General features: G+C 57.0%; 22 protein-coding genes and 1 tRNA gene. 14 read left to right on the forward strand and 9 right to left on the reverse strand.

Annotated features, from left to right (window positions below):
* Nucleotides 1-5 precede the first annotated feature (5 nt).
* Genes gpM through HZ99_RS08610 form a run of 3 tightly spaced genes read right to left on the reverse strand, consistent with a single transcriptional unit; the run spans nucleotide 6 to nucleotide 2,672 of the window.
* Nucleotides 6-734, reverse strand: a complete 729-nt coding sequence (gene gpM / locus HZ99_RS08600) for a phage terminase small subunit (RefSeq protein WP_038442385.1) — start codon at nucleotides 732-734, stop codon at nucleotides 6-8.
* A complete protein-coding gene (locus HZ99_RS08605) occupies nucleotides 731-1,753 on the reverse strand; it encodes a phage major capsid protein, P2 family (RefSeq protein WP_038442392.1) in 1,023 nt (340 codons plus the stop codon). The genes gpM and HZ99_RS08605 overlap by 4 nt, the downstream gene beginning before the upstream one ends.
* A gap of 1 nt (nucleotide 1,754) precedes the next feature.
* On the reverse strand, nucleotides 1,755-2,672 hold the full coding sequence (locus HZ99_RS08610; protein ID WP_038442394.1) for a GPO family capsid scaffolding protein: 918 nt from the start codon (nucleotides 2,670-2,672) through the stop codon (nucleotides 1,755-1,757).
* Nucleotides 2,673-2,834: 162 nt separating this feature from the next.
* Here HZ99_RS08610 and HZ99_RS08615 point away from each other — a divergent pair, with 162 nt between their 5' ends.
* The 3 genes from HZ99_RS08615 (at nucleotide 2,835) to HZ99_RS27700 (ending at nucleotide 5,990) form a co-directional block, all read left to right on the forward strand.
* Nucleotides 2,835-4,886, forward strand: coding sequence for a terminase large subunit domain-containing protein (locus tag HZ99_RS08615; RefSeq protein WP_038442396.1), 2,052 nt, complete (start codon nucleotides 2,835-2,837; stop codon nucleotides 4,884-4,886).
* Nucleotides 4,813-5,676 carry a phage portal protein gene (locus HZ99_RS08620; RefSeq protein WP_235205577.1) on the forward strand — a complete coding sequence of 288 codons (864 nt, stop codon included), beginning with the start codon at nucleotides 4,813-4,815 and terminating at the stop codon, nucleotides 5,674-5,676. The genes HZ99_RS08615 and HZ99_RS08620 overlap by 74 nt, the downstream gene beginning before the upstream one ends.
* 65 nt (nucleotides 5,677-5,741) lie before the next feature.
* Nucleotides 5,742-5,990 carry an ogr/Delta-like zinc finger family protein gene (locus HZ99_RS27700; RefSeq protein ID WP_080727692.1) on the forward strand — a complete coding sequence of 83 codons (249 nt, stop codon included), beginning with the start codon at nucleotides 5,742-5,744 and terminating at the stop codon, nucleotides 5,988-5,990.
* A 61-nt stretch (nucleotides 5,991-6,051) separates the two neighbouring features.
* Here HZ99_RS27700 and HZ99_RS28990 read toward each other — a convergent pair whose 3' ends face one another.
* Both HZ99_RS28990 and HZ99_RS08625 read right to left on the reverse strand, forming a co-directional pair.
* The gene (locus HZ99_RS28990; protein ID WP_170059630.1) at nucleotides 6,052-6,228 is read right to left on the reverse strand and encodes a hypothetical protein; all 177 of its coding nucleotides are present in this window, start codon (nucleotides 6,226-6,228) and stop codon (nucleotides 6,052-6,054) included.
* Between the two features lie 101 nt (nucleotides 6,229-6,329).
* On the reverse strand, nucleotides 6,330-6,677 hold the full coding sequence (locus HZ99_RS08625; RefSeq protein WP_038442398.1) for a helix-turn-helix domain-containing protein: 348 nt from the start codon (nucleotides 6,675-6,677) through the stop codon (nucleotides 6,330-6,332).
* 92 nt (nucleotides 6,678-6,769) lie between these two features.
* On the opposite strand from HZ99_RS08625, the gene HZ99_RS08630 reads away from it, so the two are divergent.
* The 8 genes from HZ99_RS08630 to HZ99_RS08665 all read left to right on the forward strand — a co-directional run bounded on the left by HZ99_RS08630 (nucleotide 6,770) and on the right by HZ99_RS08665 (nucleotide 13,009).
* Nucleotides 6,770-6,970, forward strand: a complete 201-nt coding sequence (locus HZ99_RS08630) for a DNA-binding protein (protein ID WP_038448017.1) — start codon at nucleotides 6,770-6,772, stop codon at nucleotides 6,968-6,970.
* Nucleotides 6,971-6,999: 29 nt separating this feature from the next.
* The gene (locus HZ99_RS08635) at nucleotides 7,000-7,479 is read left to right on the forward strand and encodes a YmfL family putative regulatory protein (RefSeq protein WP_235205578.1); all 480 of its coding nucleotides are present in this window, start codon (nucleotides 7,000-7,002) and stop codon (nucleotides 7,477-7,479) included.
* Nucleotides 7,476-7,841, forward strand: coding sequence for a hypothetical protein (locus tag HZ99_RS08640; protein WP_038442402.1), 366 nt, complete (start codon nucleotides 7,476-7,478; stop codon nucleotides 7,839-7,841). The genes HZ99_RS08635 and HZ99_RS08640 overlap by 4 nt, the downstream gene beginning before the upstream one ends.
* Before the next feature lie 75 nt (nucleotides 7,842-7,916).
* On the forward strand, nucleotides 7,917-8,150 hold the full coding sequence (locus tag HZ99_RS08645) for a hypothetical protein (RefSeq protein ID WP_032863637.1): 234 nt from the start codon (nucleotides 7,917-7,919) through the stop codon (nucleotides 8,148-8,150).
* Between the two features lie 3 nt (nucleotides 8,151-8,153).
* Nucleotides 8,154-10,952 carry a toprim domain-containing protein gene (locus HZ99_RS08650; protein WP_038442405.1) on the forward strand — a complete coding sequence of 933 codons (2,799 nt, stop codon included), beginning with the start codon at nucleotides 8,154-8,156 and terminating at the stop codon, nucleotides 10,950-10,952.
* 15 nt (nucleotides 10,953-10,967) lie between these two features.
* Nucleotides 10,968-11,261 carry a hypothetical protein gene (locus tag HZ99_RS08655; protein WP_038442407.1) on the forward strand — a complete coding sequence of 98 codons (294 nt, stop codon included), beginning with the start codon at nucleotides 10,968-10,970 and terminating at the stop codon, nucleotides 11,259-11,261.
* Nucleotides 11,262-11,327: 66 nt separating this feature from the next.
* On the forward strand, nucleotides 11,328-11,576 hold the full coding sequence (locus HZ99_RS08660; RefSeq protein WP_038442409.1) for a hypothetical protein: 249 nt from the start codon (nucleotides 11,328-11,330) through the stop codon (nucleotides 11,574-11,576).
* A gap of 269 nt (nucleotides 11,577-11,845) precedes the next feature.
* On the forward strand, nucleotides 11,846-13,009 hold the full coding sequence (locus HZ99_RS08665; protein WP_038442411.1) for an Arm DNA-binding domain-containing protein: 1,164 nt from the start codon (nucleotides 11,846-11,848) through the stop codon (nucleotides 13,007-13,009).
* A gap of 115 nt (nucleotides 13,010-13,124) precedes the next feature.
* Here the strand turns inward: HZ99_RS08665 and HZ99_RS08670 are convergent, their stop codons facing one another.
* On the reverse strand, nucleotides 13,125-14,612 hold the full coding sequence (locus HZ99_RS08670) for a SulP family inorganic anion transporter (protein WP_038442413.1): 1,488 nt from the start codon (nucleotides 14,610-14,612) through the stop codon (nucleotides 13,125-13,127).
* 434 nt (nucleotides 14,613-15,046) lie between these two features.
* Nucleotides 15,047-15,136 (reverse strand) — tRNA-Ser (locus HZ99_RS08675).
* Nucleotides 15,137-15,469: 333 nt separating this feature from the next.
* Between HZ99_RS08675 and HZ99_RS08680 the strand changes: the two genes are divergently transcribed.
* The 3 genes from HZ99_RS08680 (at nucleotide 15,470) to HZ99_RS08690 (ending at nucleotide 18,198) form a co-directional block, all read left to right on the forward strand.
* Nucleotides 15,470-16,159, forward strand: coding sequence for a crotonase/enoyl-CoA hydratase family protein (locus HZ99_RS08680; protein ID WP_038442415.1), 690 nt, complete (start codon nucleotides 15,470-15,472; stop codon nucleotides 16,157-16,159).
* Between the two features lie 216 nt (nucleotides 16,160-16,375).
* A complete protein-coding gene (locus tag HZ99_RS08685) occupies nucleotides 16,376-17,098 on the forward strand; it encodes a 1-acylglycerol-3-phosphate O-acyltransferase (RefSeq protein ID WP_038442417.1) in 723 nt (240 codons plus the stop codon).
* A 128-nt stretch (nucleotides 17,099-17,226) separates the two neighbouring features.
* Nucleotides 17,227-18,198, forward strand: coding sequence for a magnesium and cobalt transport protein CorA (locus HZ99_RS08690; RefSeq protein ID WP_038442419.1), 972 nt, complete (start codon nucleotides 17,227-17,229; stop codon nucleotides 18,196-18,198).
* A 25-nt stretch (nucleotides 18,199-18,223) separates the two neighbouring features.
* On the opposite strand, the gene HZ99_RS08695 is transcribed toward HZ99_RS08690, so the two are convergent.
* Together HZ99_RS08695 and HZ99_RS08700 are read right to left on the reverse strand one after the other, a co-directional pair.
* Nucleotides 18,224-18,946 carry an amidotransferase gene (locus tag HZ99_RS08695; protein WP_038442421.1) on the reverse strand — a complete coding sequence of 241 codons (723 nt, stop codon included), beginning with the start codon at nucleotides 18,944-18,946 and terminating at the stop codon, nucleotides 18,224-18,226.
* A 187-nt stretch (nucleotides 18,947-19,133) separates the two neighbouring features.
* The gene (locus tag HZ99_RS08700) at nucleotides 19,134-21,278 is read right to left on the reverse strand and encodes a 3-hydroxyacyl-CoA dehydrogenase NAD-binding domain-containing protein (protein WP_038442423.1); all 2,145 of its coding nucleotides are present in this window, start codon (nucleotides 21,276-21,278) and stop codon (nucleotides 19,134-19,136) included.
* Between the last annotated feature and the right edge of the window lie 2 nt (nucleotides 21,279-21,280).

A 21,280-nucleotide genomic window follows, 5' to 3' on the forward strand; every position in this document is an offset into this window, starting at 1 on the left:
GTCGGTTATTCGGTGGCCGGGGTAGTGGCCGCTTGTTTTTCCAAGGCCCTACGGGCCTTTTTGATGCGGGTGTCATTGCCAGCTTTCGGGTACAGCTCGGTGGAGCGCTCCAAATGCTTGAGCGCGGTTTCCCACTGCTCGGCCTCCATAGCGCGCATGCCAATCAACTTGTGGTACTTGCTCGGGATCTGCTCAGGCAGGTCCCATTCGCCGTCAACTCGGGGCAACAGGTCGGATAGGTAGGGCTCAGGGCTGCGGCCCGCGTTGTATTCGTCATAGGCCCACTCGGCTACCGCATCAGCAACAAAGGTCTGGATGTCGCGGCGCATGAAACGCTCCGGCATCTTCTGGCCCTGCTCCATCAGGAAGTCGGCCAGATCCAGCGCGTCTTCGAACTGGGCGGTATCGAACAGCCACACCATCACCTGCACAGCAACGCGATTCGGGAAATTCAGCTCCGACTCGCAGTAGCGCTGGACGTATTCCTGGTACTTGGGCAGCAGCTCGTCGCGCTTGAGCAACTGGCGTCCTGCCAAAGCTCCTTTCATCGCGCTTAGGCGCTCCAGATCCTGGTCCAATGCCGCTTCCTGCAACAGCAAGTGCTTGCGCGCATTGGCGGGACTGCTCAGGGCATCGCCAGGGGTGTAGGCCAAGCCTGCAGTAGCGGCGAGTGCCGCCACTGCAGTGCTGCCCATGGCCAGGGTTCGGCGCTTGTGCGCCAGGGCCAGACTCACGCGACCACCAGCTCGACGTTTTCAGTGAACGCGATCTTTTCCAGTTGCTCGATCACGTAGCCTTCGTTACGGCTGTTGTAGTCCTCGACGCGGGAGCGTTTCGGGTTCTCGATCGTCTGCTTACGCCAGCTGGTGTCCTGGTAGTAAATCGAAAGGTTGTCCCAGCTGGTGACCAGCACCGCGTTGACCGGGAAATTCGGCACGCTGAACGCTGGCAGACCACCATAGGTCGCAATGACCTGAGCGTTTTCGATGCGCTCTTTTTCGGTCGGGGTGTCGCCCTGCTTGGTGTACAGCTTGGCCTTGTCAGCAGCGAGCAAATCGGTGCCGATGATTGCAACCAGGTCGCCGTCTTCGCGCAGGATCTCGTCCACCATTTGCTTGGTGTCATGCACCAGGGCATCGAGGTTGGCGTAGTCACCACCGGCGCCAAGCGTGACCTTACCGGCGGTGGTTCCCTCTTTCAGCACCTGCTGCGGGGCCTGCTCGCGCAGTTGCTGCAGCCAGCCCTTGTTCACGTCCTGCAGCTTGGGAAACTTCTCCAAGTCGGTCTGAGTTGCAGCACTGGTGCCATGGAAGCCGATAACGATACGGTCCTGGGCGATGCGCTTTTGCACTGCAGCGGAATAACGCTCTTTGAAGTCGGGAAACTTCGCCCAGGCATCAATCTTGGCGTACGGCAGCCCCACGTCCGACTGGGTATCAGCCAGTTCATAGGTGGTGTTGTCCAACGCCGAAGCGTCCTTGGCTTCGCGGTCGGTGGTCTTGGTGTTGGTACGGCCGGTGACCGGGCCATTCACACCAATGAAGACTTTTTCGCCCTTGATCTCACTTACAGGGACGACGTTGATTCGCTCCAGGAAGTCAGCTTTCGCAGTGATAGCGTCGTTCAGCTCCTGGGCAATCGTCGGGTCCACGCTGAACATGCGGCTCGATCGCTCGACGCCGTACGCTTCGGCCATCGCTTCTTGCAGCTCGGCATATTGCTTGGCGCCACGGGCGCTTAACGGCTGGGCCATGTCAGAGCACCCGCTTTTTAACAGGGGCTACTGGGCCGGCATTGCGCGGCAGCTGGCGACCATTGGAGTTGTTCTGCAAAGCAGTGAACTGCTTTTGCAGCGCGACCATGCTCGCCAACAATGCCTTGTTGGTGGCACCACCTTTTCGGCTGAACTCGCGTTCATCTTCGGCAGTGGTGACAATATCGTCGACAGCTGCTGCTACGTCGTCGATTGGTGCCTGGTCGGGTTCTGGCGCATCTGCGGCGGCGGGCTCAATTACAGCCTGAATGCCGGCAGCGACGACAAGCAGCTGCTCCAGCAGGGCTTTGAGGGCCGTTGCGGTAGCTTCATCCATTGGGGGTTTGCTCTCGGTTGGGGTGGTGGGTTCGGAGGGCACGGCATCCGTGGAAAAGCGCTTGAACAAACCAGTGAGTAAGCCGACCAACTTACCGACCTCACTCTGCGGCTCAGTTTCAAAGGAGCCCAGTTCAACGGACGCGGCGTAGTACGTAGCTTTGTTGGTTTGGCGTGAGAAATAGAGCTCTTGAGTGCCGAGGCTCGACGGCTCGTCGGTGACAGCAAGACCGGTAAGGTAAGATTTGCCACTACCTGCGAAATTCGGCCAAATCTCAATGCTGGTGAACAGCTTCTGGCCCTGATCATTCAGGTACAGCAGGCGGTCGTTGGGCTTGAGCTGGGCCTCCAGGGCAATCTGCCCTTCCTCCAGGTCATCGGCATCTTCAACTAGGCGGACCGCGTAAACAGTGCCGAAAGAACCTTCCGCACGTTTGTGATCACACCAGATCACGGCCGTGTATTTTGAAGGTTTGTAGGTTTCAGCGATGTCGCGCAGCTCCTGGGGAAGGATCTCGCGACCATCGGCGGTGATGCCGCTGGTGGCGACACGTTTCCAGAATGAAACAAGGGAACGGGGCATGGGCGATAACTGCGCTCAATCGTCGAATGAGCCGCCACGATAGGGAGCTGCCAGGTCTCAAACAAACGGTTGGTTTGCGCGATCCTCCTATATTCGACATATAGGTGGATCGCGGAATTTAACCCCGCGTTTCCTGCGTTTTCGCCGCATAGACTGCGGCCCATGTACTACTCGACCGAAGTTAAAGAAGCCGCCAAACGCCTGTTTCTACGCCGCTGTAAGGCCAAGGAAATTCAGGCGCAGCTCAACCTGCCCAACATCCGCATCGTCTATTACTGGATCCGCCAAGGCGGGTGGGAAGATATGCTGTCGGACGAGGAACCGCTGACGGCCGTCGGCCGGCGGATCACCCTCCTCCTGGACAAAGCCAGCAGCCTGACCAAGGACGAACTGAACGAGCTGGACCGGCTGACCACCGTTCGCGAGCGGTTGTTGAAGCAAGCAGTGAAACCGGCGCCGACACCGGCCGGGGAATCTACCGGCGAGCCCCAGGAGCGCCGACAGGGCGCGCGTGGCGAACGTTCGGGCCGTGGCGATAGCGGAGGGAAGAAACGCGAGAAGAAAGCGAAGAACGACATCAGCGGGCTGACCGAAGTCGACTTCCTGGATAAGTTCATCAGCAAAATGTACCGCTATCAGCAGGAGCTGTTCGCGGCCAAGCAAAACCCGCTGACGTGCCGGATCCGCAACATCCTGAAAAGCCGCCAGGTGGGCCTGACCTACTACTTCGCCGGCGAAGCCTTCATGGATGCCGTGCTAACTGGCGACAACCAGGTGTTCCTGTCGGCCAGCCGCTCGCAGTCGGAGATTTTCCGCAGTTACATCATCCAGTTTGCTAAGCAGTGGTTTGACATTGAGCTGACCGGCAACCCGATCACACTCAGCAATGGCGCCGAACTGCGCTTCCTCAGTACCAACAGCAGCACCGCCCAGGGCTACCACGGCCACGTCTACGTCGACGAATACTTCTGGATCCGCGACTTCGACAAACTCAGCACCGTGGCCAGCGCCATGGGCACCCACAAGAAGTGGCGTAAAACCTATTTCTCGACGCCCAGCGCCGTGTCGCACCAGGCGTACCCGTTCTGGTCCGGTGAGGAATTCCGCAACAGCAAGCGCGGTAAGAAGATCGGCGGCACCTGGCCCACCGAGGCGTCCTACACCCAGGGCGCACTGTGCCCGGACGGGCAATGGCGCAAGACCATCACCCTCGACGATGCCATCGCCGGCGGCTGCGATCTGTTCGACCTGGAGCAGCTGCAGCTGGAGTACGACGAAGACAAATTCCAGCAGTTGTTCTACTGCAAGTTCATCGACAGCAGCCAGAGCGCGTTCGGGCTCAAGGATCTGGAGCGCTGCTATTCCGATCTGTCGCTATGGGAGGACTACGACCCGGAACTGGATCGGCCGTTCGGCAACAGCCCTGTCTGGCTGGGCTACGACCCAAGCCGGACCCGCGACGACGCCACCTGCGTGGTGGTGGCCCCGCCGCTGGAACCTGGGGCGAAATTCCGCATTCTGGAAAAGCACAGCTGGCGTGGGCATTCGTTCACCTACCAGGCCGCCCAGGTCAAAAAACTTACCGAGCGTTTCAACGTGCAACACATCGGTATCGATATCACCGGCGTGGGCTATGGCGTGTTCGACCTGGTGCGCGACTTCTACGCGAAGGCCACACCGATCCACTACAGCCTGGAGACCAAAAACACCTTGGTCCTCAAGGCCCAGGACACAATCCAGGGCAGTCGCATCGAGTGGGACGCCGGCTGGACCGATATCGCCCAGGCTTTCCTGACCATCAAGCGCGGCACCACCACCAGCGGCCAGGTCACCTACAGCGCTTCGCGCACCGACGCCACCGGCCACGCCGATATTGCCTGGGCCGTGATGCACGCCCTGGCCAATGAACCCCTGAACACCAACAAGCGGCGCCGTAGCCGCTACGTCACGAGCGGAAACCATGCCCAAGCAACGACGCAGAAAACCCCGAGCCAACCAGCAGGTGCAACAGCCACAGCCCATGCGGGCGTTCACCTTCGGGGAGCCGGAACAAGTGCTGTCCGGCAACATCGGCGAGTACCTGGGCGTATTTCCCAGCGACGACGGCGAGATCTACAAACCTCCGGTATCCCGGGCGGGCTTGGCCAAGCTGCTACGCGCCAACGCACACCACGGCGCAATCCCCAAGTTCAAGCGCAACTTGCTGTTGCGTGAGTTCATCCCGTCCGATGGCTGCAGCACGCAGACGATGGGCCGAGCGGGTCTGGATTATATGGTGTTCGGGGAAGCGTATTTCTACCGCGACAGCAACGCCTTCGGCCATGTTCTGGAGATGCAGCACCTGCCGGCGATCAACATGCGGGTGAAGGTAGATGGCGGTTTCAGGATGCTGCTACCCGACAACAAGTACATGGACTTCGACCAGGACGAAATCGAACACGTCCTGGACTACGACGTGGAACAGAACATCTACGGCGTGCCCGACTACCTGGGCGGCCTGCAGGCGCTGTTGCTCAACGAAGCCGCGACCCTGTTCCGCCGGCGCTACTACAGCAACGGCGCGCACGCGGGCTACATCTTCTACACCAACGACCCCGACTTGACCGAGGAAGACGAAGAGAACCTGCGCGCCCAGATCAGCGCCAGCAAGGGCGTGGGCAACTTCCGCTCAATGTTCGTCAACATCCCCAATGGTAAGGAAAACGCGATCCAGATTATCCCCGTGGGGGACTTCCAGGCCAAAGACGAGTTGGAGAAAGTGAAGAACATCACGCGCAATGACGTTATCGCTGCCTGGCGCATGAACCCCGCCCTGGCCGGAATCATCCCGGAAAACAGCGGGGGGTTTGGAGACATTGAGAAGATCGATCGCGTGTACACCAGCAACGAGATCCGGCCCATCTGTCAGTTGTTCAATCAGTTGAATGACACCCTGAGAAAAGACAGGAGTATTAGCTGGAGAAATGCCATTTCAACAGACAGTAACACTGCACAAGAAGGCTAAAGCAGCGATTACCACTAACATTTATGGCAACATAGTGGCTATTGGCTGCCCTGGGGAGGGACACAATGAGAGTTGTATGCAAATGCGGAAACAAGGGCCGGATTGCTTCCAGAGAAGAGCTATCGCAGGATTTTGCGAAGCTGTATTGCCAGTGCCTCGATGCAACGTGCGGGCACACTTGGGTAGCAAACTTGACGTTCTCACATACGCTAAGCCCCTCCGCTCAGTCATACGAAAGAATGTTGTTCGATCGTTTGAGGGATATGCCCAAGGCGAAACAGCGGGAGCTGTTCGATCAGCTTGGCGTTGCTTAAGACGATTAGAAAGCGCCAGCCGCGAAGGCCGGCGCATGCTTTCAGTGTTATGCCAGGAAGGTTATTCGATGTCAGAAGGTTCAGCAAAATAGCCGGCAATGCGCTGAACCTGTTTACGGTCTTTTTCAGATATCTGTCGGTATAGCTTGATAAGCCGGATTTCTAAATCCGTCAGTTTCAGGCATTCACATCCCGCCGAGTCACGAAAACCACTTTCCAATTTGTTGCGATCCAACATGCGTACTGCTCCGTTTTTTGCATTTGCTGAATCGACGGTATTGGGCAGTGATCCCTGCCCTGACACAGCGATTTCATTGGAGATACGCAGTTTGTTACAAGTTAATCGAGTGGGTCAGCGGCCTCTGCAGCCATGGACTTAACGATACGCCGCACAGTTTTTTGATCATCAGGCGGTAGCCGCCTGAATTGTTCGACCAGATCCGCCTCTGCAGGAGCTAGCCCCTGGCCAGGCGGCGGAGATCGATGCCCAGAAAGCACGTAACCCGCGTCAACCTTATGTTCTACCAACGCAGAGACGTAGCGCAGGTCCAGCGAATTGGCGCCTAACTCATAATTTTTTTGAGTTCCACGGCTAACCCCCAACAACGTCCCAAAATCAGTTTGATTCAAACCTAAGCGCTCGCGCTCTTCCCTTAGGCGATCACCTACTCCGTCAGCTATGAGCATTTTTTTATTCACCAAACTTGACCTGATCAATTTTTTGACCAAGAATCGCCACAGACAAACAGAAACAACCACAAACGAACAGAGTAGACATGATGCCCGCCACCGTTACACCCGAGCAAGCCCGGGCCGCTCTTGATCACAAGGGAGTGAGCATCGCGGAGTTCAGCCGAAAACATGGACTGAACAAAAATTTAGTCAGCGACCTATTGAACGGTCGGATCAAAGGTCGCCGGGGGGAGGCACATCGCGCCGCCGTGTTACTCGGTATCAAAGACGGCGTAATTGCACAGTAATGGTCAGCACACGTAGGGAACAGCAGAAGATGGAAAGCCAGGTTCTAAAAACACGCCGTGAAGTTGTCAGTGCCATTATTTGCACCTTTGAAGGTGGCCGCGAATGCGCCGCCGCCCTAATCGGTTTACCACTCAAAAAGTTTGATAACCACGCCTATGAGAACAACAACTGCCGTCCTTTGACAGACGCCCAGATCTTCCAACTGGAGCAAGTTACCGGCACCCAGCACTTGGCCAACTACGTGGCGGCAATGTACGGCGGCATGTTCGTACCTGTCACCAGCCCTGAGAAACTGGATAACGTGGAGATGTACTCACGAGCTATACAGAGTGCGGCCAAACGGGGAACGGTCGATCAGATCATTGCTCAGGCGCTTGATGATGGCGTGATCACCGAGGCCGAAGCCCAGGCAATACAGAACGCTCACACCCTGCACTTGGCTGCACGGACTGCCGAAGTTTATGCCGCCATCGACCTCTACCGCGCCAAGTTGGGGAAAACCATATGAACGCTCAGACCAATACCCTGGACTATCAGGAATGCATACAAAACGCTGCACTGGCCTTCCTTGAGCGTCATCAAGCCGAACACCTGGGCGACCTGTCTGCGCTTTTCAACCACACCATCAATCACCTGGTGAGCAGCTTCGACGTGGCGGAATCGATTGCAATCAAATTGACTTCGCTTGCCCACATCGAGTTGGTGGAAATTGCCTTCCGCCAGCGCCTTGATCTGGATTACAGCAGTGACACCGTTGTGGTGATCAAGGATCCGATCAAGGGACTGTGCTGGTCCGTACCCGTCAGCCTGATCTACGAACGCATCTTGAACGCCCCTGACAACGTGCGTTTGCGCTCCACGAACCCGTAACACCCGCCCCCAATCAATCGCCGGTCCCACATCCCGTGGGTATGGGTGAGCTGCGCCCGAAAACGAGGTTTAACGATGGCAAACGCCGTAATTGTCACCACTCAACTGCCCCCCGCAGAGGCCGAAGCGTTATTGGCGGCCCTGCGCGAACAGTATCGCTTGAGCCTCAACGAGCATTGGTACGCCGACCAGTTTCGCCTTGTTGCAGACGGCCAGCGCCACGGCGCAATTCTCGCCCACGTCCCGGTAATGGCTGCGCAAAAACGCCTTATGGCAGCCCTGTCCCACAGCCTTAAAGCAGTGAAGTAACCCATGAAAGAAGATCTTCGCCACGACGTGCTGCAACGCCTCCAATCTGACTTCGGGCTCAAGCACCGCGTGGGCACCGACTACATGCGCGGCGGCACCTGCCCAAAGTGCAAAAAGAAAGAGCTGTATTCCCGGTTTGATACGCCCTGGATGGTGATTTGTGGTCGCCCTGAGAAGTGTGGCCACACCCTGCACGTAAAAGAGTTGTACGACGATCTGTTTGAAGATTGGAGCAAGCGAGCGCCGGCAACAGACCAGCACCCCAACGCGACGGCACGCGCTTACCTGGAGTTCGCCCGGGGCTTTCGGTTTGAGCTGATCCAAGGCTGGTTCACCCAGGAAACCTTCTACTCTGCTGAACACAACGCCGGCAGCGCCACTGTGCGCTTCGCACTGGAGAAAGGCGGCTGGTGGGAACGCCTGATTGATCAGCCCCACCGCTTCGGCAAGATGAAAGCCCGCTTTAAATCCAAGGACAGTTATCGCGGCGTCTGGTGGTGCCCGCCTTGCGTAGACCTTCTTGAGGCCAAGGAAATCTGGATTGTCGAAGGGATCTTCGACGCCATCGCCCTGGTGCATAACGACATCGCTGCTGTCTCGGCCATGTCTTCCAATGCGTTCCCTGGCGATTCGCTCAAGGCCCTAATTAAGGCCCGCGAGGGATTGAAGCTGCCCAAGCTGGTTTGGGCGCTTGATAACGAACCCAGCGCCAACGCATACACCCGGCGCTGGGTGCGCGAAGCCCGAGCCCTAGGTTTCGTCTGTGAGTCTGCACAAATCCCCCAACGCGACGGCCGCAAGTCTGATTGGAACGACCTACATCAGCGGTGGACCTTCATCCAGGACGATACCAAGCGTGCCGACCAGATCGCTACCGACCTCAAGCAAGCCCGTCACCAAGGAGCCTTGCTACTGGCAGAGAGCGCAGCGGAAAAAGCGTTGCTCATGTACGACTGGAACAAGCGAGGTGAATTTCACCTGGGCTTTGGTAGCCGTCTGTACTGGTTCAAGTTGGACATGGAGAAGTTCAACCGAGCCATGTCCGACATCGAGGACAGCGAGAACCACGACGACCAGTTGCTCAACCAGGCGCAACAACGCGAAAAGGCGCTGCAGCAGTCGGGCAGTGTTGTAGAGATTGCCAACTGTTATCCCCAGGCCCTGTACTTCCAGCGTAACGAGGTAACGGACGAGTCCTGGTACTACATGCGTGTGGACTTCCCCCACGACTCCGAAAGCGTAAAAAACACCTTCACCAGCGGCCAGTTATCGGCCGCAAGTGAATTCAAAAAGCGGCTGCTCGGCATGGCGGCGGGCGCCATGTTTACCGGCAGTGGCCAGCAGCTCGACAAGCTCATGAAAGATCAACTGTTCGGCATCAAAACCGTTTCGACCATCGACTACGTGGGCTACAGCAAGGAATACGCCTGCTACGTCTATGGCGATATCGCGATCAAGGACGGCGCCACCTACAAGGTCAACAGCGAAGACTATTTCGAGTTCGGCAAGCTGCGCCTAAAAACGCTGCAGAAAGGCGTCCCCATCAAGCTGCAGCGCGAAGCAAAGGGCTTCGACGAGAAGTGGGTGCAGTTGCTGTGGACCTGCTTCGGTGCCCAGGGATTCGTCGCCCTGGTGTTCTTTTTCGGCTCGCTGTTCTGCGAACAGATCCGCGCTCGCTACCAGTCGTTCCCATTCCTGGAAGCCACTGGTGAAGCCGGCGCGGGCAAAACAACCCTGTTGAACCTCCTCTGGAAACTACTCGGCCGCGAAGGCTACGAAGGATTTGACCCAATGAAATCTACCAAGGCCGGGCGTTCTCGCTTAATGGGCCAGGTCTCCGGTATGCCGGTGGTATTTCTGGAAGCTGATCGCCACGGTGACGATCGAGCGCACGCTAAGACCTTTGAATGGGACGAGCTGAAAGACTTCTTCGGCGGCGGCACCCTGGCCACGAAAGGGGTCAAGACGGCAGGCAACGAGACGTACGAGCCGCCATTCAGGGGAACGATTGCTATCAGCCAGAACGCGGCCGTGGTTGCCCACGAAGCGATCATGACGCGGATTGTGAAGCTGCATTTTGTGCGCCCGACCGTCACGCCGGAAAGCCGTGCTGCAGCTGATCAACTCAACGCTCTGGACGGCGGCACCCTCAGCCACTTCCTGTTGCGGGCCGTGGGCAAGGAATCTGCGGTGCTTGAGCTGTTCGCCCAACGTATGCCCGAACACGAATCGAAGCTGCGCCGTTTACACACCCATTGCTTCGCCTGCAGCACGGCCTATGCCAGTGACCAGGGCAATTGCACCAGTTGCGGCTATGACCTGCGAGGCTACATCCGCGTGGAGCGCATCAGCAAAAACCACGCGCAAATGCTCTCGCTGCTGGACGGCATTCGCCTGGTACTGAAATTGAGTGCCCCCCAAGTCGCTGCCACCCAGCGCCAGATCGTGCGGATGGCCATCGAGCGCCAGGCGTCGATCAGCTCCGACCATGCCGCTGTGGCCGAGTTTTGGGAGGTTTACGACTACCTCGAATCCTTGAGTGAGGATCCGGTCGTTAACCACAGCAGCGATCCGGCCGTGATCGCAATCAACCTCAATGAATTCTGCGAGCGCGCCGCCGAACACAAACAGAAGTTGGCCGACGTGGCCACGTTGCGCGACCTGCTCAAAGAATCCCGCTCCCGCAAGTTTCTGGATAGCAACAAGGCCGTTCACAGCGCTGTACGTGCTGCGTTCAACAGCCGAAATCCCTGTTCACAACCCCGGCCGACGACAGTGAAGTGCTGGACATTCAAGGCGTAAAGGAGAGCAAGACCGATGCAAATCCAAGTGTTTATGGGCAGTGCCGGCGACGGCAAAACAAGCAAACTGCAGTCAATGCAAGACCGTTTGGACTTCACAGGGCAAAGCGCGCCAGTCATCCAGGCAGGTGCTTATGGGGAGGATGGTTTGCTGGAGATCCTAGAAGTCCGGGCAGCAGGTGGCCAGCGTGAAATCCTGGTGGACGACTGCAGCAGGCAACAGATTTTGAGGGTATTGGAATGGCAGTCATGTGTTGAACATGAGCCAGATTTTGACGACCTGGTGATTCACCTGGCCCGTAAGGACTGACCTTGTAAGAAACAGTGCCGAGGAGTTGCAGCTCCTCGACACCTAACCACCACCGAGGGCTATACCATGCAAGCACAGAACCAAAGCAGCAGCGGCACGAAGGCTACCACACCGGCGCGGCACCTGGTGGCCACCGCGATTATCGGCGCGGCCGTCATTGGCTACTTGGTACACAAAACCCCTGAATCACGAACCCGCCTCGAAAGCCTGAGCCAGATGGCCAGCACCCTGGGCGAACTGAGCGAAACAGATGCAGCCGTGATTGCCCAACTGTTGGCCAACCCCGCAACCCGGGGAAAACCGCGCCATGTCTAACAGACCCCCTGCCATGTCATCACGACGCTTTCCCTGGAACATTGACTACACCAGCGTTTGCGACCAATGCGGTAAGTGGCGCGCCCACGGCAACCATCTGAAATGCAGCCGGCGACGCCAGCTGCAGAATGCTCATTTACGTAACCACAAGCCGAAACGGTAAGTCGCGTCCACCAGAAGATGTGCTACCAGATACTTGGCCCGGAAACGGGCCTTTTTGTTTCCGATCGTCAGACTGTCGATACACGAGCACAGCGTTAGGGGTTTACATGAGTGGGGTCGAAGCTCGCGGCAATTCCGTGAGAGTCTATTTTCAATACAACGGCGAAAAATGCCGCGAAACGATACCAGGAGGAAACAAACCGGCCACTGTGACCCAGGCGAAGCGCTTGCTCGCCATTATTGAGTACGAGATCGACTCCGGCACCTTTGATTACGCACGCCATTTCCCTAACTCGGCCAGATTGGTGGAAAACACCTTCGGCCACTACCTAGACCTATGGTTGCGTATCAAGGCCAACAGCGTGGCCGCATCCAGCTACCGAGGATATGCCAATAAAGCTGAAGTGCATGTGCGACCACGCTGGGGCAAGGTCCAAATCAACGCGATCGACCATCTTGACCTGCAGGAGTGGATCCAGGGACCACTGTCTAAAACACTCAAAAACAAGACCATCCGCGACATTATCAGCAACGTGCGCCAGGTGTTTCGGCTCTACCGTACACGGATGAAAGTCGCCCACGATCCTACCGAGGGTTTGATGGTACGCCTGCCAGATCCCGAAGCGCCGGACCCTTTCACCCGGGCGGAAATCAAGCAGATCCTGGAGACACCAACCACCCGCACGCATGAGTTGCTAATGGTGCAGTTTATGCTGTGGGCCGGTCCTCGGGTGTCTGAAACCATCGCATTGGCGTGGGAGGACGTCGACCTGGAACAAGGCACGGTGACGTTTCGCCGATCGAAGGTGCGTGGTGCCTACAGAGTCACAAAAACCCGGCGCTCGATGCGCAAAGTTCGTCTGTTGGCCCCTGCGTGGGACGCCTTGCGCAAGGTGGATGCGCTAACGCGACATCGAAAAGCAGAAACCGTGGAGATTGTTGAGCGGGACAATAAGACCGTACGCCGGCACACGCTGAATTTTGTTTTCTTAAACACTAAAAGCGGCTTGCCACACGCTAACGATTTTGTCGTGCGTGACCGGTTTTTCAAAGCTCATCTACTCGCTGCCGGCGTTCGCTACCGTGGACCAGGTCAATGCCGCCACACGTACGCCAGTCAGTTGCTGACCACTGGTATTGCCTCAATCGATTGGATTGCCGAGCAGATGGGGCACACCAACGGCAATATGATCCGTCAACACTATGGGACCTGGATCAATGAGGACGGGCCAGACGTGGTAGGAATGCTACAACTGGCACTCAAACTTTAACCAGCTAACGGGGGATTGGTTTCCATGCCCACACAAAAAGCCCCCCGCACCTGGTTAAAGTGTGGGGGCCTTTTTGACATAAGCGGCGTTATTGGAAAGACCTCGCTTAACGGCATCAATGCCCCATCAAGGTATCGATCCCGTCCGGTTTATCATGAACGCCAAATCGGTCAACCAGCGTTGCAGTGGCCTGGTTCATTCCAATCACATCCACAACTGCGCCAGCTTTACGTAATTTCAAAACCACCTTATCCAGCGCAGCTACCGCTGTAATGTCCCAAAAATGAGCCTCTCGCAAATCAATGGTCAAGGTTTCCAATTTCTCTTTGAGATCAAAAGCGCTCGTAAAACGATCGGCAGAACCAAAAAACACCTGCCCTACGACGTAGTAGGTACGGCGGCTGTTTTCAGGGTCTCGCTTGGACGTGACATCCAGGTAATGGCCGATTTTGTTAGCGAAAAACATCGCTGCAAGCAAAGTCCCCGCAACAACGCCGTAAGCCAAGTTGTGCGTGGCAACAACGACAACTACGGTGACCACCATTACGATGTTCGTAGACAGCGGGTATTGTTTGAGATTACGAATAGAAGCCCAGTTAAATGTGCTGATCGATACCATGATCATGACGGCTACCAGAGCGGCCATAGGAATCCGAGCCAGCCAGTCACCAAGAAACAACATCATTACCAACAACAGGACCCCAGCGCTCAACGTGGACAGACGCGTGCGTCCGCCCGACTTCACGTTAATCATTGACTGGCCAATCATTGCGCAGCCCGCCATACCTCCGATCATGCCGGTAGCAATGTTTGCGATGCCCTGACCTTTACACTCACGATTTTTATCGCTGGGGGTATCAGTAAGATCGTCAACAATCGTAGCCGTCATCATCGATTCAAGCAGACCTACAACGGCCAGCGCAGCCGAATAAGGCAGGACGATAAGCAACGTATCGAGGTTTAACGGAACACTTGGCCACATGAAAATTGGCAAGCTATTAGGCAACGCCCCCATATCACCCACCGTATGTACCTTGAGTCCAAGATACATAGCGATCGCGGTCAGCACGATGATGCACACCAATGGCGAAGGCAGCAGTCGGCCAATCACCGGAACGCGAGGAAAAAGATAAATGATAGCCAGACCGCCTGCTGTCATCGCATACACCGGCCAGGTCACTCCGGTCAACTCTGGCAGTTGAGCCATAAAAATGAGAATGGCCAGTGCATTGACGAAGCCCGTGACTACGGAGCGAGACACGAAGCGCATCAGTTCACCGAGCTTAAGGTATCCCGCGATAATCTGGATAACGCCACACAGCAGTGTGGCGGCCAAAAGATACTGAAGTCCGTGATCCTTAACCAGGTTCACCATAAGCAAAGCCATTGCACCGGTAGCGGCGGAGATCATCGCTGGTCGACCGCCAACAAACGCGATCACAGTACAGATACAGAACGATGCGTATAGACCCACTTTAGGGTCAACACCAGAGATGATCGAAAACGCGATAGCCTCAGGAATGAGCGCCAGTGCAACTACGAGGCCAGCCAGAACGTCAGCTCGCACATTAGATAGCCAGTTGGCTTTGATCGTTTCAAACATTGAATTACCCATAGGCAGACGCAGCAAGATGCACAGCGACTCACGCTGTGGATTGCGGCTATGTCTGATTCGTTAGAAGTTTGGGATCGCTACGACAATTAATGGACGCAGCAGAAGGTGACCGCAGCTAGATGGCAGTCAGGGTATTGCGAGAGGGCGTAGCGCTAAGGCGGCGTAGGCAACCAATTTTGAAAAGACAAGAGTTATTCCATAGTCGGTCAATTTTCGACCGTGAAATCATACGGGACCAGTCCATAGTTATCAAATCGTTGCACGGAAAATGCCCCAAACCCTGAGCAAGGTAATCACCGCGATTTACGCACCAAAATAGAGCGCCAGTCCCATGATGGTCCCATGGGGTTATTTTCTGGCCTCTAAAAACCGAAAACCCCCGACTTTCTCTAAGAAAATCAGGGGTTTGCGTTTTAATAATTTGGCGGTGAAGGAGAGATTCGAACTCTCGATACAGTTTCCTGTATACACACTTTCCAGGCGTGCTCCTTAAGCCACTCGGACACTTCACCGTATCTCTTCAAACTGATTCAGTCTGTCGAGGCGCGCTAATGTAGTCGAAAGCTTTTCTGATGGCAAAGGTTTTTTTCAGAATTTTCATGCGCTTAGCCAATTATCTCGGCGCGCGTCGCTCTGGCACGGTGTGAAGGGCGGCGATTCTGCCATTCTCAAGGCGCGGTGGCATAGCTCGATGGTAGCGGCTGAGCCCTGTTGTAGGCTGCTTCGGGCGGGGTGTACGGGAAAAGTCTGACTGCCCAGTCAGTCATGGTGCTTTACCAGGGCGGCCATGCTGGGTAACGTCTGCGACCTGCCCTTCTATTAAACGTATTACAAGGAATCGCGTCATGAGTGAGTTGATTGCCTACCACCTCGAAGACGGTATCGCGACCCTGACCTTGAGCAACGGTAAGGTCAATGCCATTTCCCCTGCCGTGGTCAGTGCGTTTAATGAAGCGCTGGACCAGGCCGAGAAGGATCGGGCGGTGGTGATTATCACCGGCACGCCGGGAATTCTGTCGGGTGGTTATGATTTGAAGGTGATGACTGCCGGCCCTAAAGAGGCAGTCAGCCTGGTGACATCGGGCTCGACCCTGGCGCGCCGTCTGTTGTCGCACCCGTTTCCAGTGATTGTGGCGTGCCCCGGGCATGCGGTGGCCAAAGGCGCGTTTCTGTTGCTGTCGGCTGATTACCGGATTGGTGTCGAGGGCCCCTTTAGCATTGGCCTGAATGAAGTGATGATCGGCATGACCATGCACCATGCCGGGATTGAACTGGCGCGTGATCGCCTGCGCAAGTCGGCGTTTCATCGTTCAGTGATCAATGCCGAGATGTTCACCCCGCAGGATGCCTTGAATGCCGGTTTCCTCGACAAGGTAGTGGCGCCAGAGGCGTTGCAGGCGGCGGCACTGGAAGTTGCGCGGCAGTTGAAGAAGATCAACATGAACGCCCATAAGCACACCAAGCTGAAGGTACGTAAGGCTCTGCTGGATCTGCTGGATAACGCGATCATCCAGGACCAGGAGCATTTGGGCTGAGTCGCCCAAGCCTGTAGTGAACAAAGCCCGACCTCGTGTCGGGCTTTTTCTTACAGCCGATTCGGAATCACCCTGCAAGCGCTCTAGATAGCATCTGTCGCCATCTGTTGAAACATGTACTTAAACATCGCCCATCTCCTACCTCTACAGGGGTAATTGCCGAATACAGTGCACATCCGTACACTGCGCCACCTTTTGTTCCGATGGTCCGTGTCGATGCTCTATTTTTTACGCATGTTATTGATGGGCCTACATTTTCTGATCGCCGGTGTACTCGGGGTGTTACTGGGCGTATGCCGGCCGTTCAACCCGGACAACAGCCGCCTTTGTGCACGCCTGTATGCACTGCCAGCCATGTGGATCCTGCGGCTTGGGCTCAAGACGCAAGTGGACTCGCTACGCAACAAGCCAAGCAGTTGCGTGATTATTGCCAACCACCAGTCCAACTATGATTTGTTCGTGTTCGGCAACGTAGTGCCCTATCGCACCGTCTGTATCGGCAAAAAAAGCCTGAAGTGGGTGCCACTGTTCGGGCAACTGTTCTGGCTGGCGGGCAATGTCTTGATTGACCGGGGCAATGCACAGAAGGCGCGGCGGTCGATGTTGACCACCACCCATACCTTGCAACACGAAAACACGTCGATCTGGGTGTTTCCGGAAGGCACACGCAACCTGGGTGAGTCGTTGTTGCCATTCAAGAAGGGCGCGTTCCAGATGGCGATTGCCGCCGGGGTGCCGATTGTGCCGGTGTGTGTCAGTACCTATGTAACGCAGATGAAGCTCAATCGTTGGAACAGTGGCGACATTTTGATCCGATCCCTGGCGCCGATTCCTACGGTAGGCTTGACGATGGATGACATGCCCGGGCTGATGGAAAAATGCCAGATTCAGATGGCCGAGTGCATCGAGGCCATGGATCAAGAACTGCAAAACCGCTGAATGGCAGGAGCCGTCTTACCAGCGATGGCGATCTTGAGGCTGCCATCGCCGGCAAGCCGGCTCCTACAATGTGGCGTTTCAGGCTAAGCTGGCCGGTTACTGCCACTTGTAAAGAAGCGATCCGCATTATGGGTAGAGTTGTTGCCGCAGCCGTCTACAGCGCCGGGAAAAAAGTCAGGGATATCACCCTCGATGAAGGCGCCGCCTGGGCCGCCAAGCCCGGTCACTTTGTGTGGATCGGCCTGGAAGAGCCCGACGCCCAGGAGCTGGCCAACCTGCAACGCCAGTTCAACCTGCATGAACTGGCCATTGAAGACGCCCTGGAAAAACACAGCCGGCCCAAGTTGGAAACCTTTGGCGACGCACTGTTTATCGTGACCTACTCGCCGGTACGCCATGAGGGCAAGCTGGAGTTTATCGAGACCCATATCTTCGCCGGCAACGGCTACATCATCACTGCCCGTAACGGCCACTCGGCGTCCTACGGCTATGTGCGCCAGCGCTGTGAGGCAAGGCCCCTGTTGTTGGAGCACGGGGAAGATTTCGTACTCTATGCGCTGCTGGATTTTGTCACCGAAAACTACCAGCCAGTGAGCGAGGCCATTCATGCCGAGATCGATGCGCTGGAGCACAACGTATTGTGCAATTCCCTGAATGAGCGGGACATCCAGAACCTGCACGGCCTGCGCCGGGATGTGCTGCGGTTGCGCCGGCATGTGGCACCGATGGTGGAAATCAGCGAAGAATTGCAGAAGCTGAATTTCCCGTTTATCGACAAGAACATGCGCCCGTACTTTCGCGATGTGGAGATCCACGTCACGCGGCAGATGGAAGACCTTTCGACCCTGCGCGACATCGCCAGCCAGACCATCGAGATCGGCGTGCTGCTCGAAGCCTCGCGCCAGAGCGTGGTACAGCGCAAGTTTGCAGCCTGGGCGGCGATCCTCGCATTTCCCACAGCGGTGGCCGGGATCTACGGGATGAACTTCCAGAATATGCCGGAGCTACAATGGCACTACGGCTATTTTGCGGTGCTGGGGTTTATCACGGTGGGGTGTACGGGGTTGTGGGCCAGCTTCAAGCGCTCGGGGTGGCTATAAGCCTGCCCACCCCAGCCGCTCAGGGTCAGGCAACCTGCGGTTTGTGAGCCACAAAGCGCATCATCCATTCCGCCACGGTGACGCCGTGGTGGTCGTGTGCAAGGCTGGCGACGCCTTGCCGGTAGATCTGCTCGCCCAGGTTGAGTTGGCGAATGTCGAGCAAGGCCCGGGAGTAATCGTGGATAAATTCTGGGTGCCCCTGGAAGCACAGGACCTGATCATTGATGTGATAAGCGGCAAACGGGCAGAAATCGCTGGAGGCAATCACCGTGGCGTTTTCCGGCAATGCCGTGACCTGGTCCTGGTGGCTGATCAATAGGGTCAGTTCCTCCACCACCGGGCTCATCCACGGCGCTTTGGCAGCCAGTTGATAGTTGTGGATGCCCACGCCCCAGCCCTGGCTTGCGCGCTCGCTCTTGCCGCCCAGCAGCAGCGCCAGCAGTTGATGGCCAAAACAGATACCGAGCAGCTTGTCGCCCCGCTCGTAGCGGTTCAACAGGTAGGCCTTGAGGGTTTCGATCCACGGGTCGGTGGCAAAGGAGTCCGCCTTGCTGCCCGTGACGAGGTACGCGTCGAACACTTCACTGTCAGCCGGATAGTCACCTTGCATCACGTTGTAGACGATGAACTCGGCGGCAATCGGCTGCTGCGAAAACAGACGCTGGAACATCTGCCCGTAACCTTGATATTGATCGACCAGTTCTGGACGCAGGATATCGGTTTCCAGAATGCAGACGCGTAGCGACATAAAAAATACCTGACACGGTGATGGGAATAACGCACACCCGCCAGCCTGCCCTGAAATACCCCTCCAAGGCAAGCCCCACCCATGCCTTGCAGGAGCCGGTTTGCCGGCGATGAGGCCCTTGAGTTCAACGTGGAATTCAAGATCGCTATCGCCGGCAAGCCGGCTCCTACGGGGGATCGGCGTGTGGCTAGAAGGTGGTGCCTTGGGCGGCCTTTTCCAGCAGCAGGGCCGGCGGGGTGAAGCGCTCGCCGTACTGCTCGGCCAGGTACCGTGCCCGCGCCACAAAATCGTTGAGTCCGTACTGGTTGATAAATTGCAACGCCCCGCCGGTCCAGGCCGCAAAACCGATACCGAAGATCGAACCGACGTTGGCATCGGCGGTGGACATCAACACGCCCTCCTCCACACACCGCACCGTTTCGATGGCCTGGATAAACAGCAGGCGGTCGCGCACGTCCTGGGCCGAAATCTGCTGGCCGGGTTTCTCGAAGCGCACCTTGAGTTCTGGCCACAGGTATTTCTGGCCACCGTTGGGGTACTCGTAGAAACCACCGCCCGCCGCCTTGCCCGGGCGCTTGTACTCATTGAGCAACAGATCGATCACCGCAAATGCCGGATGCTCGGGCAGTGTCTTGCCTTCAGCGTGCAGATCCTTGGCAGCCTGCTGGCGGATGTGGCTCATCAGGCTGAGGGAAACTTCGTCAGAGATCGCCAACGGACCAATCGGCATCCCAGCCTTGCGCGCCTCAGTCTCGATCATCGGCGCGGCCACGCCTTCGCCAAGCAGGGTGATGCCTTCGTTGGTGAAAGTGCCAAACACCCGCGAGGTGAAGAAGCCGCGACTGTCATTCACCACAATCGGGGTTTTCTTGATTTGCAGTACGAAATCAAAACCGCGAGCCAGAGTTTCATCGCTGGTATTGGCGCCCTTGATAATTTCCACCAGAGGCATTTTTTCCACCGGGCTGAAGAAGTGCAGGCCGATAAATTTCCCCTGATCGGGCACCGCGCTCGCCAGGCCGCTGATGGGCAAGGTGGAGGTATTGGACGCAATCACCGCCTCGGCTCCCACGACACGCTGGGCCGCCGCTGAAACCTTGGCCTTGAGGTCGCGGTCTTCAAATACCGCTTCGATGATCAGGTCGCAACCCGTCAGATCGGCATCGCTGTCTGTAGGATGGATCCGCGCCAGGGTGTTTTCCCGCTGTTCAGGCGTCAGTTGCCCACGGCTGACTTTCTTGTCCAGCAGCGTCGCCGAGTGGGCCTTGCCCTTCTCGGCCGCCGCCAGCGTCACATCCTTGAGCACCACATCCACCCCCGCCGATGCGCTGGCATAGGCAATCCCCGCGCCCATCATGCCTGCGCCGAGGATGCCGACTTTACGCGTGACATACGGCGCACACCCCGTAGGGCGTGAGCCACCGGCATTGATTTGGTTGAGCTGGAACCAAAAGGTGCCAATCATGTTCTTCGCCACCTGGCCGGTGGTCAGTTCCGTGAAATAGCGGGTCTCGATCAGGTGCGCAGTATCGAAGTCCACCTGGGCGCCTTCCACGGCAGCACAGAGAATTTTCTCCGGAGCCGGGAAACAGCCATTGGTTTTGCTGCGCAGGATCGATGGGGCAATCGCGAGCATTTGCGCGACTTTTGGATTGGACGGTGTGCCACCGGGAATCTGATGGCCCTTGATGTCCCAAGGCTGCCTGGCCGTCGGATTGGCCAGGATCCAGGCTCGCGACTTGGCGAGAAGCTCATCGCGATCCGCCGCCAACTCATCGATCAAACCCGCTTGCAGGGCTTTTTGTGCGGTGACCTTCTTGCCTTCCAGCAGGTACGGCAAGGCTTTCTCCAAGCCCAGCATGCGCACCATCCGCACCACTCCGCCACCGCCCGGCAGCAGACCGAGGGTGACTTCCGGCAAACCGATCTGCACGGCGGGATGATCCAGCGCCACACGATGCTGGCACGCCAGGCACAGCTCCCAGCCACCGCCTAAGGCTGCACCGTTGATCGCGGCCACCACCGGTTTGCCAAGGGTTTCCAGGCTGCGCAGTTGCGCTTTCAGGCCCAGGACCATGTCGTAGAACGCCTTGGCGTGAGGCTTGTCGACTTTGATCAGTTCATTGAGGTCGCCGCCGGCGAAGAAGGTTTTTTTCGCCGAGGTGATGATGACCCCGGCAACCTGATCTTTTTCCGCGTCCAGGCGCGCGACGGTGGCGGCCATGGCTTCACGGTAGGCCGCGTTCATGGTGTTGGCGCTCTGGCCAGGCATGTCGAGGGTCAGCACCACGATCTGGTCCTGGCCTTTTTCGTAACGAATAGCGTCGGTCATGA

It is taken from the genome of Pseudomonas fluorescens (assembly GCF_000730425.1).
Taxonomy (GTDB): Bacteria; Pseudomonadota; Gammaproteobacteria; order Pseudomonadales; family Pseudomonadaceae; genus Aquipseudomonas; species Aquipseudomonas fluorescens_X.

Excerpts from the sequence above, each read along its gene's own strand:
- HZ99_RS08605 (WP_038442392.1), bottom strand. The coding sequence starts at position 1,753 with ATGGCCCAGCCGTTAAGCGCCCGTGGCGCCAAGCAATATGCCGAGCTG.
- HZ99_RS08610 (WP_038442394.1), bottom strand. The coding sequence starts at position 2,672 with ATGCCCCGTTCCCTTGTTTCATTCTGGAAACGTGTCGCCACCAGCGGC.
- HZ99_RS08615 (WP_038442396.1), top strand. The coding sequence starts at position 2,835 with ATGTACTACTCGACCGAAGTTAAAGAAGCCGCCAAACGCCTGTTTCTA.
- HZ99_RS27700 (WP_080727692.1), top strand. The coding sequence starts at position 5,742 with ATGAGAGTTGTATGCAAATGCGGAAACAAGGGCCGGATTGCTTCCAGA.
- HZ99_RS28990 (WP_170059630.1), bottom strand. The coding sequence starts at position 6,228 with ATGTTGGATCGCAACAAATTGGAAAGTGGTTTTCGTGACTCGGCGGGA.
- HZ99_RS08625 (WP_038442398.1), bottom strand. The coding sequence starts at position 6,677 with ATGCTCATAGCTGACGGAGTAGGTGATCGCCTAAGGGAAGAGCGCGAG.
- HZ99_RS08630 (WP_038448017.1), top strand. The coding sequence starts at position 6,770 with ATGCCCGCCACCGTTACACCCGAGCAAGCCCGGGCCGCTCTTGATCAC.
- HZ99_RS08635 (WP_235205578.1), top strand. The coding sequence starts at position 7,000 with ATGGAAAGCCAGGTTCTAAAAACACGCCGTGAAGTTGTCAGTGCCATT.
- HZ99_RS08640 (WP_038442402.1), top strand. The coding sequence starts at position 7,476 with ATGAACGCTCAGACCAATACCCTGGACTATCAGGAATGCATACAAAAC.
- HZ99_RS08645 (WP_032863637.1), top strand. The coding sequence starts at position 7,917 with ATGGCAAACGCCGTAATTGTCACCACTCAACTGCCCCCCGCAGAGGCC.
- HZ99_RS08650 (WP_038442405.1), top strand. The coding sequence starts at position 8,154 with ATGAAAGAAGATCTTCGCCACGACGTGCTGCAACGCCTCCAATCTGAC.
- HZ99_RS08655 (WP_038442407.1), top strand. The coding sequence starts at position 10,968 with ATGCAAATCCAAGTGTTTATGGGCAGTGCCGGCGACGGCAAAACAAGC.
- HZ99_RS08660 (WP_038442409.1), top strand. The coding sequence starts at position 11,328 with ATGCAAGCACAGAACCAAAGCAGCAGCGGCACGAAGGCTACCACACCG.
- HZ99_RS08665 (WP_038442411.1), top strand. The coding sequence starts at position 11,846 with ATGAGTGGGGTCGAAGCTCGCGGCAATTCCGTGAGAGTCTATTTTCAA.
- HZ99_RS08670 (WP_038442413.1), bottom strand. The coding sequence starts at position 14,612 with ATGTTTGAAACGATCAAAGCCAACTGGCTATCTAATGTGCGAGCTGAC.
- HZ99_RS08680 (WP_038442415.1), top strand. The coding sequence starts at position 15,470 with ATGAGTGAGTTGATTGCCTACCACCTCGAAGACGGTATCGCGACCCTG.
- HZ99_RS08685 (WP_038442417.1), top strand. The coding sequence starts at position 16,376 with ATGCTCTATTTTTTACGCATGTTATTGATGGGCCTACATTTTCTGATC.
- HZ99_RS08690 (WP_038442419.1), top strand. The coding sequence starts at position 17,227 with ATGGGTAGAGTTGTTGCCGCAGCCGTCTACAGCGCCGGGAAAAAAGTC.
- HZ99_RS08695 (WP_038442421.1), bottom strand. The coding sequence starts at position 18,946 with ATGTCGCTACGCGTCTGCATTCTGGAAACCGATATCCTGCGTCCAGAA.
- HZ99_RS08700 (WP_038442423.1), bottom strand. The coding sequence starts at position 21,278 with ATGACCGACGCTATTCGTTACGAAAAAGGCCAGGACCAGATCGTGGTG.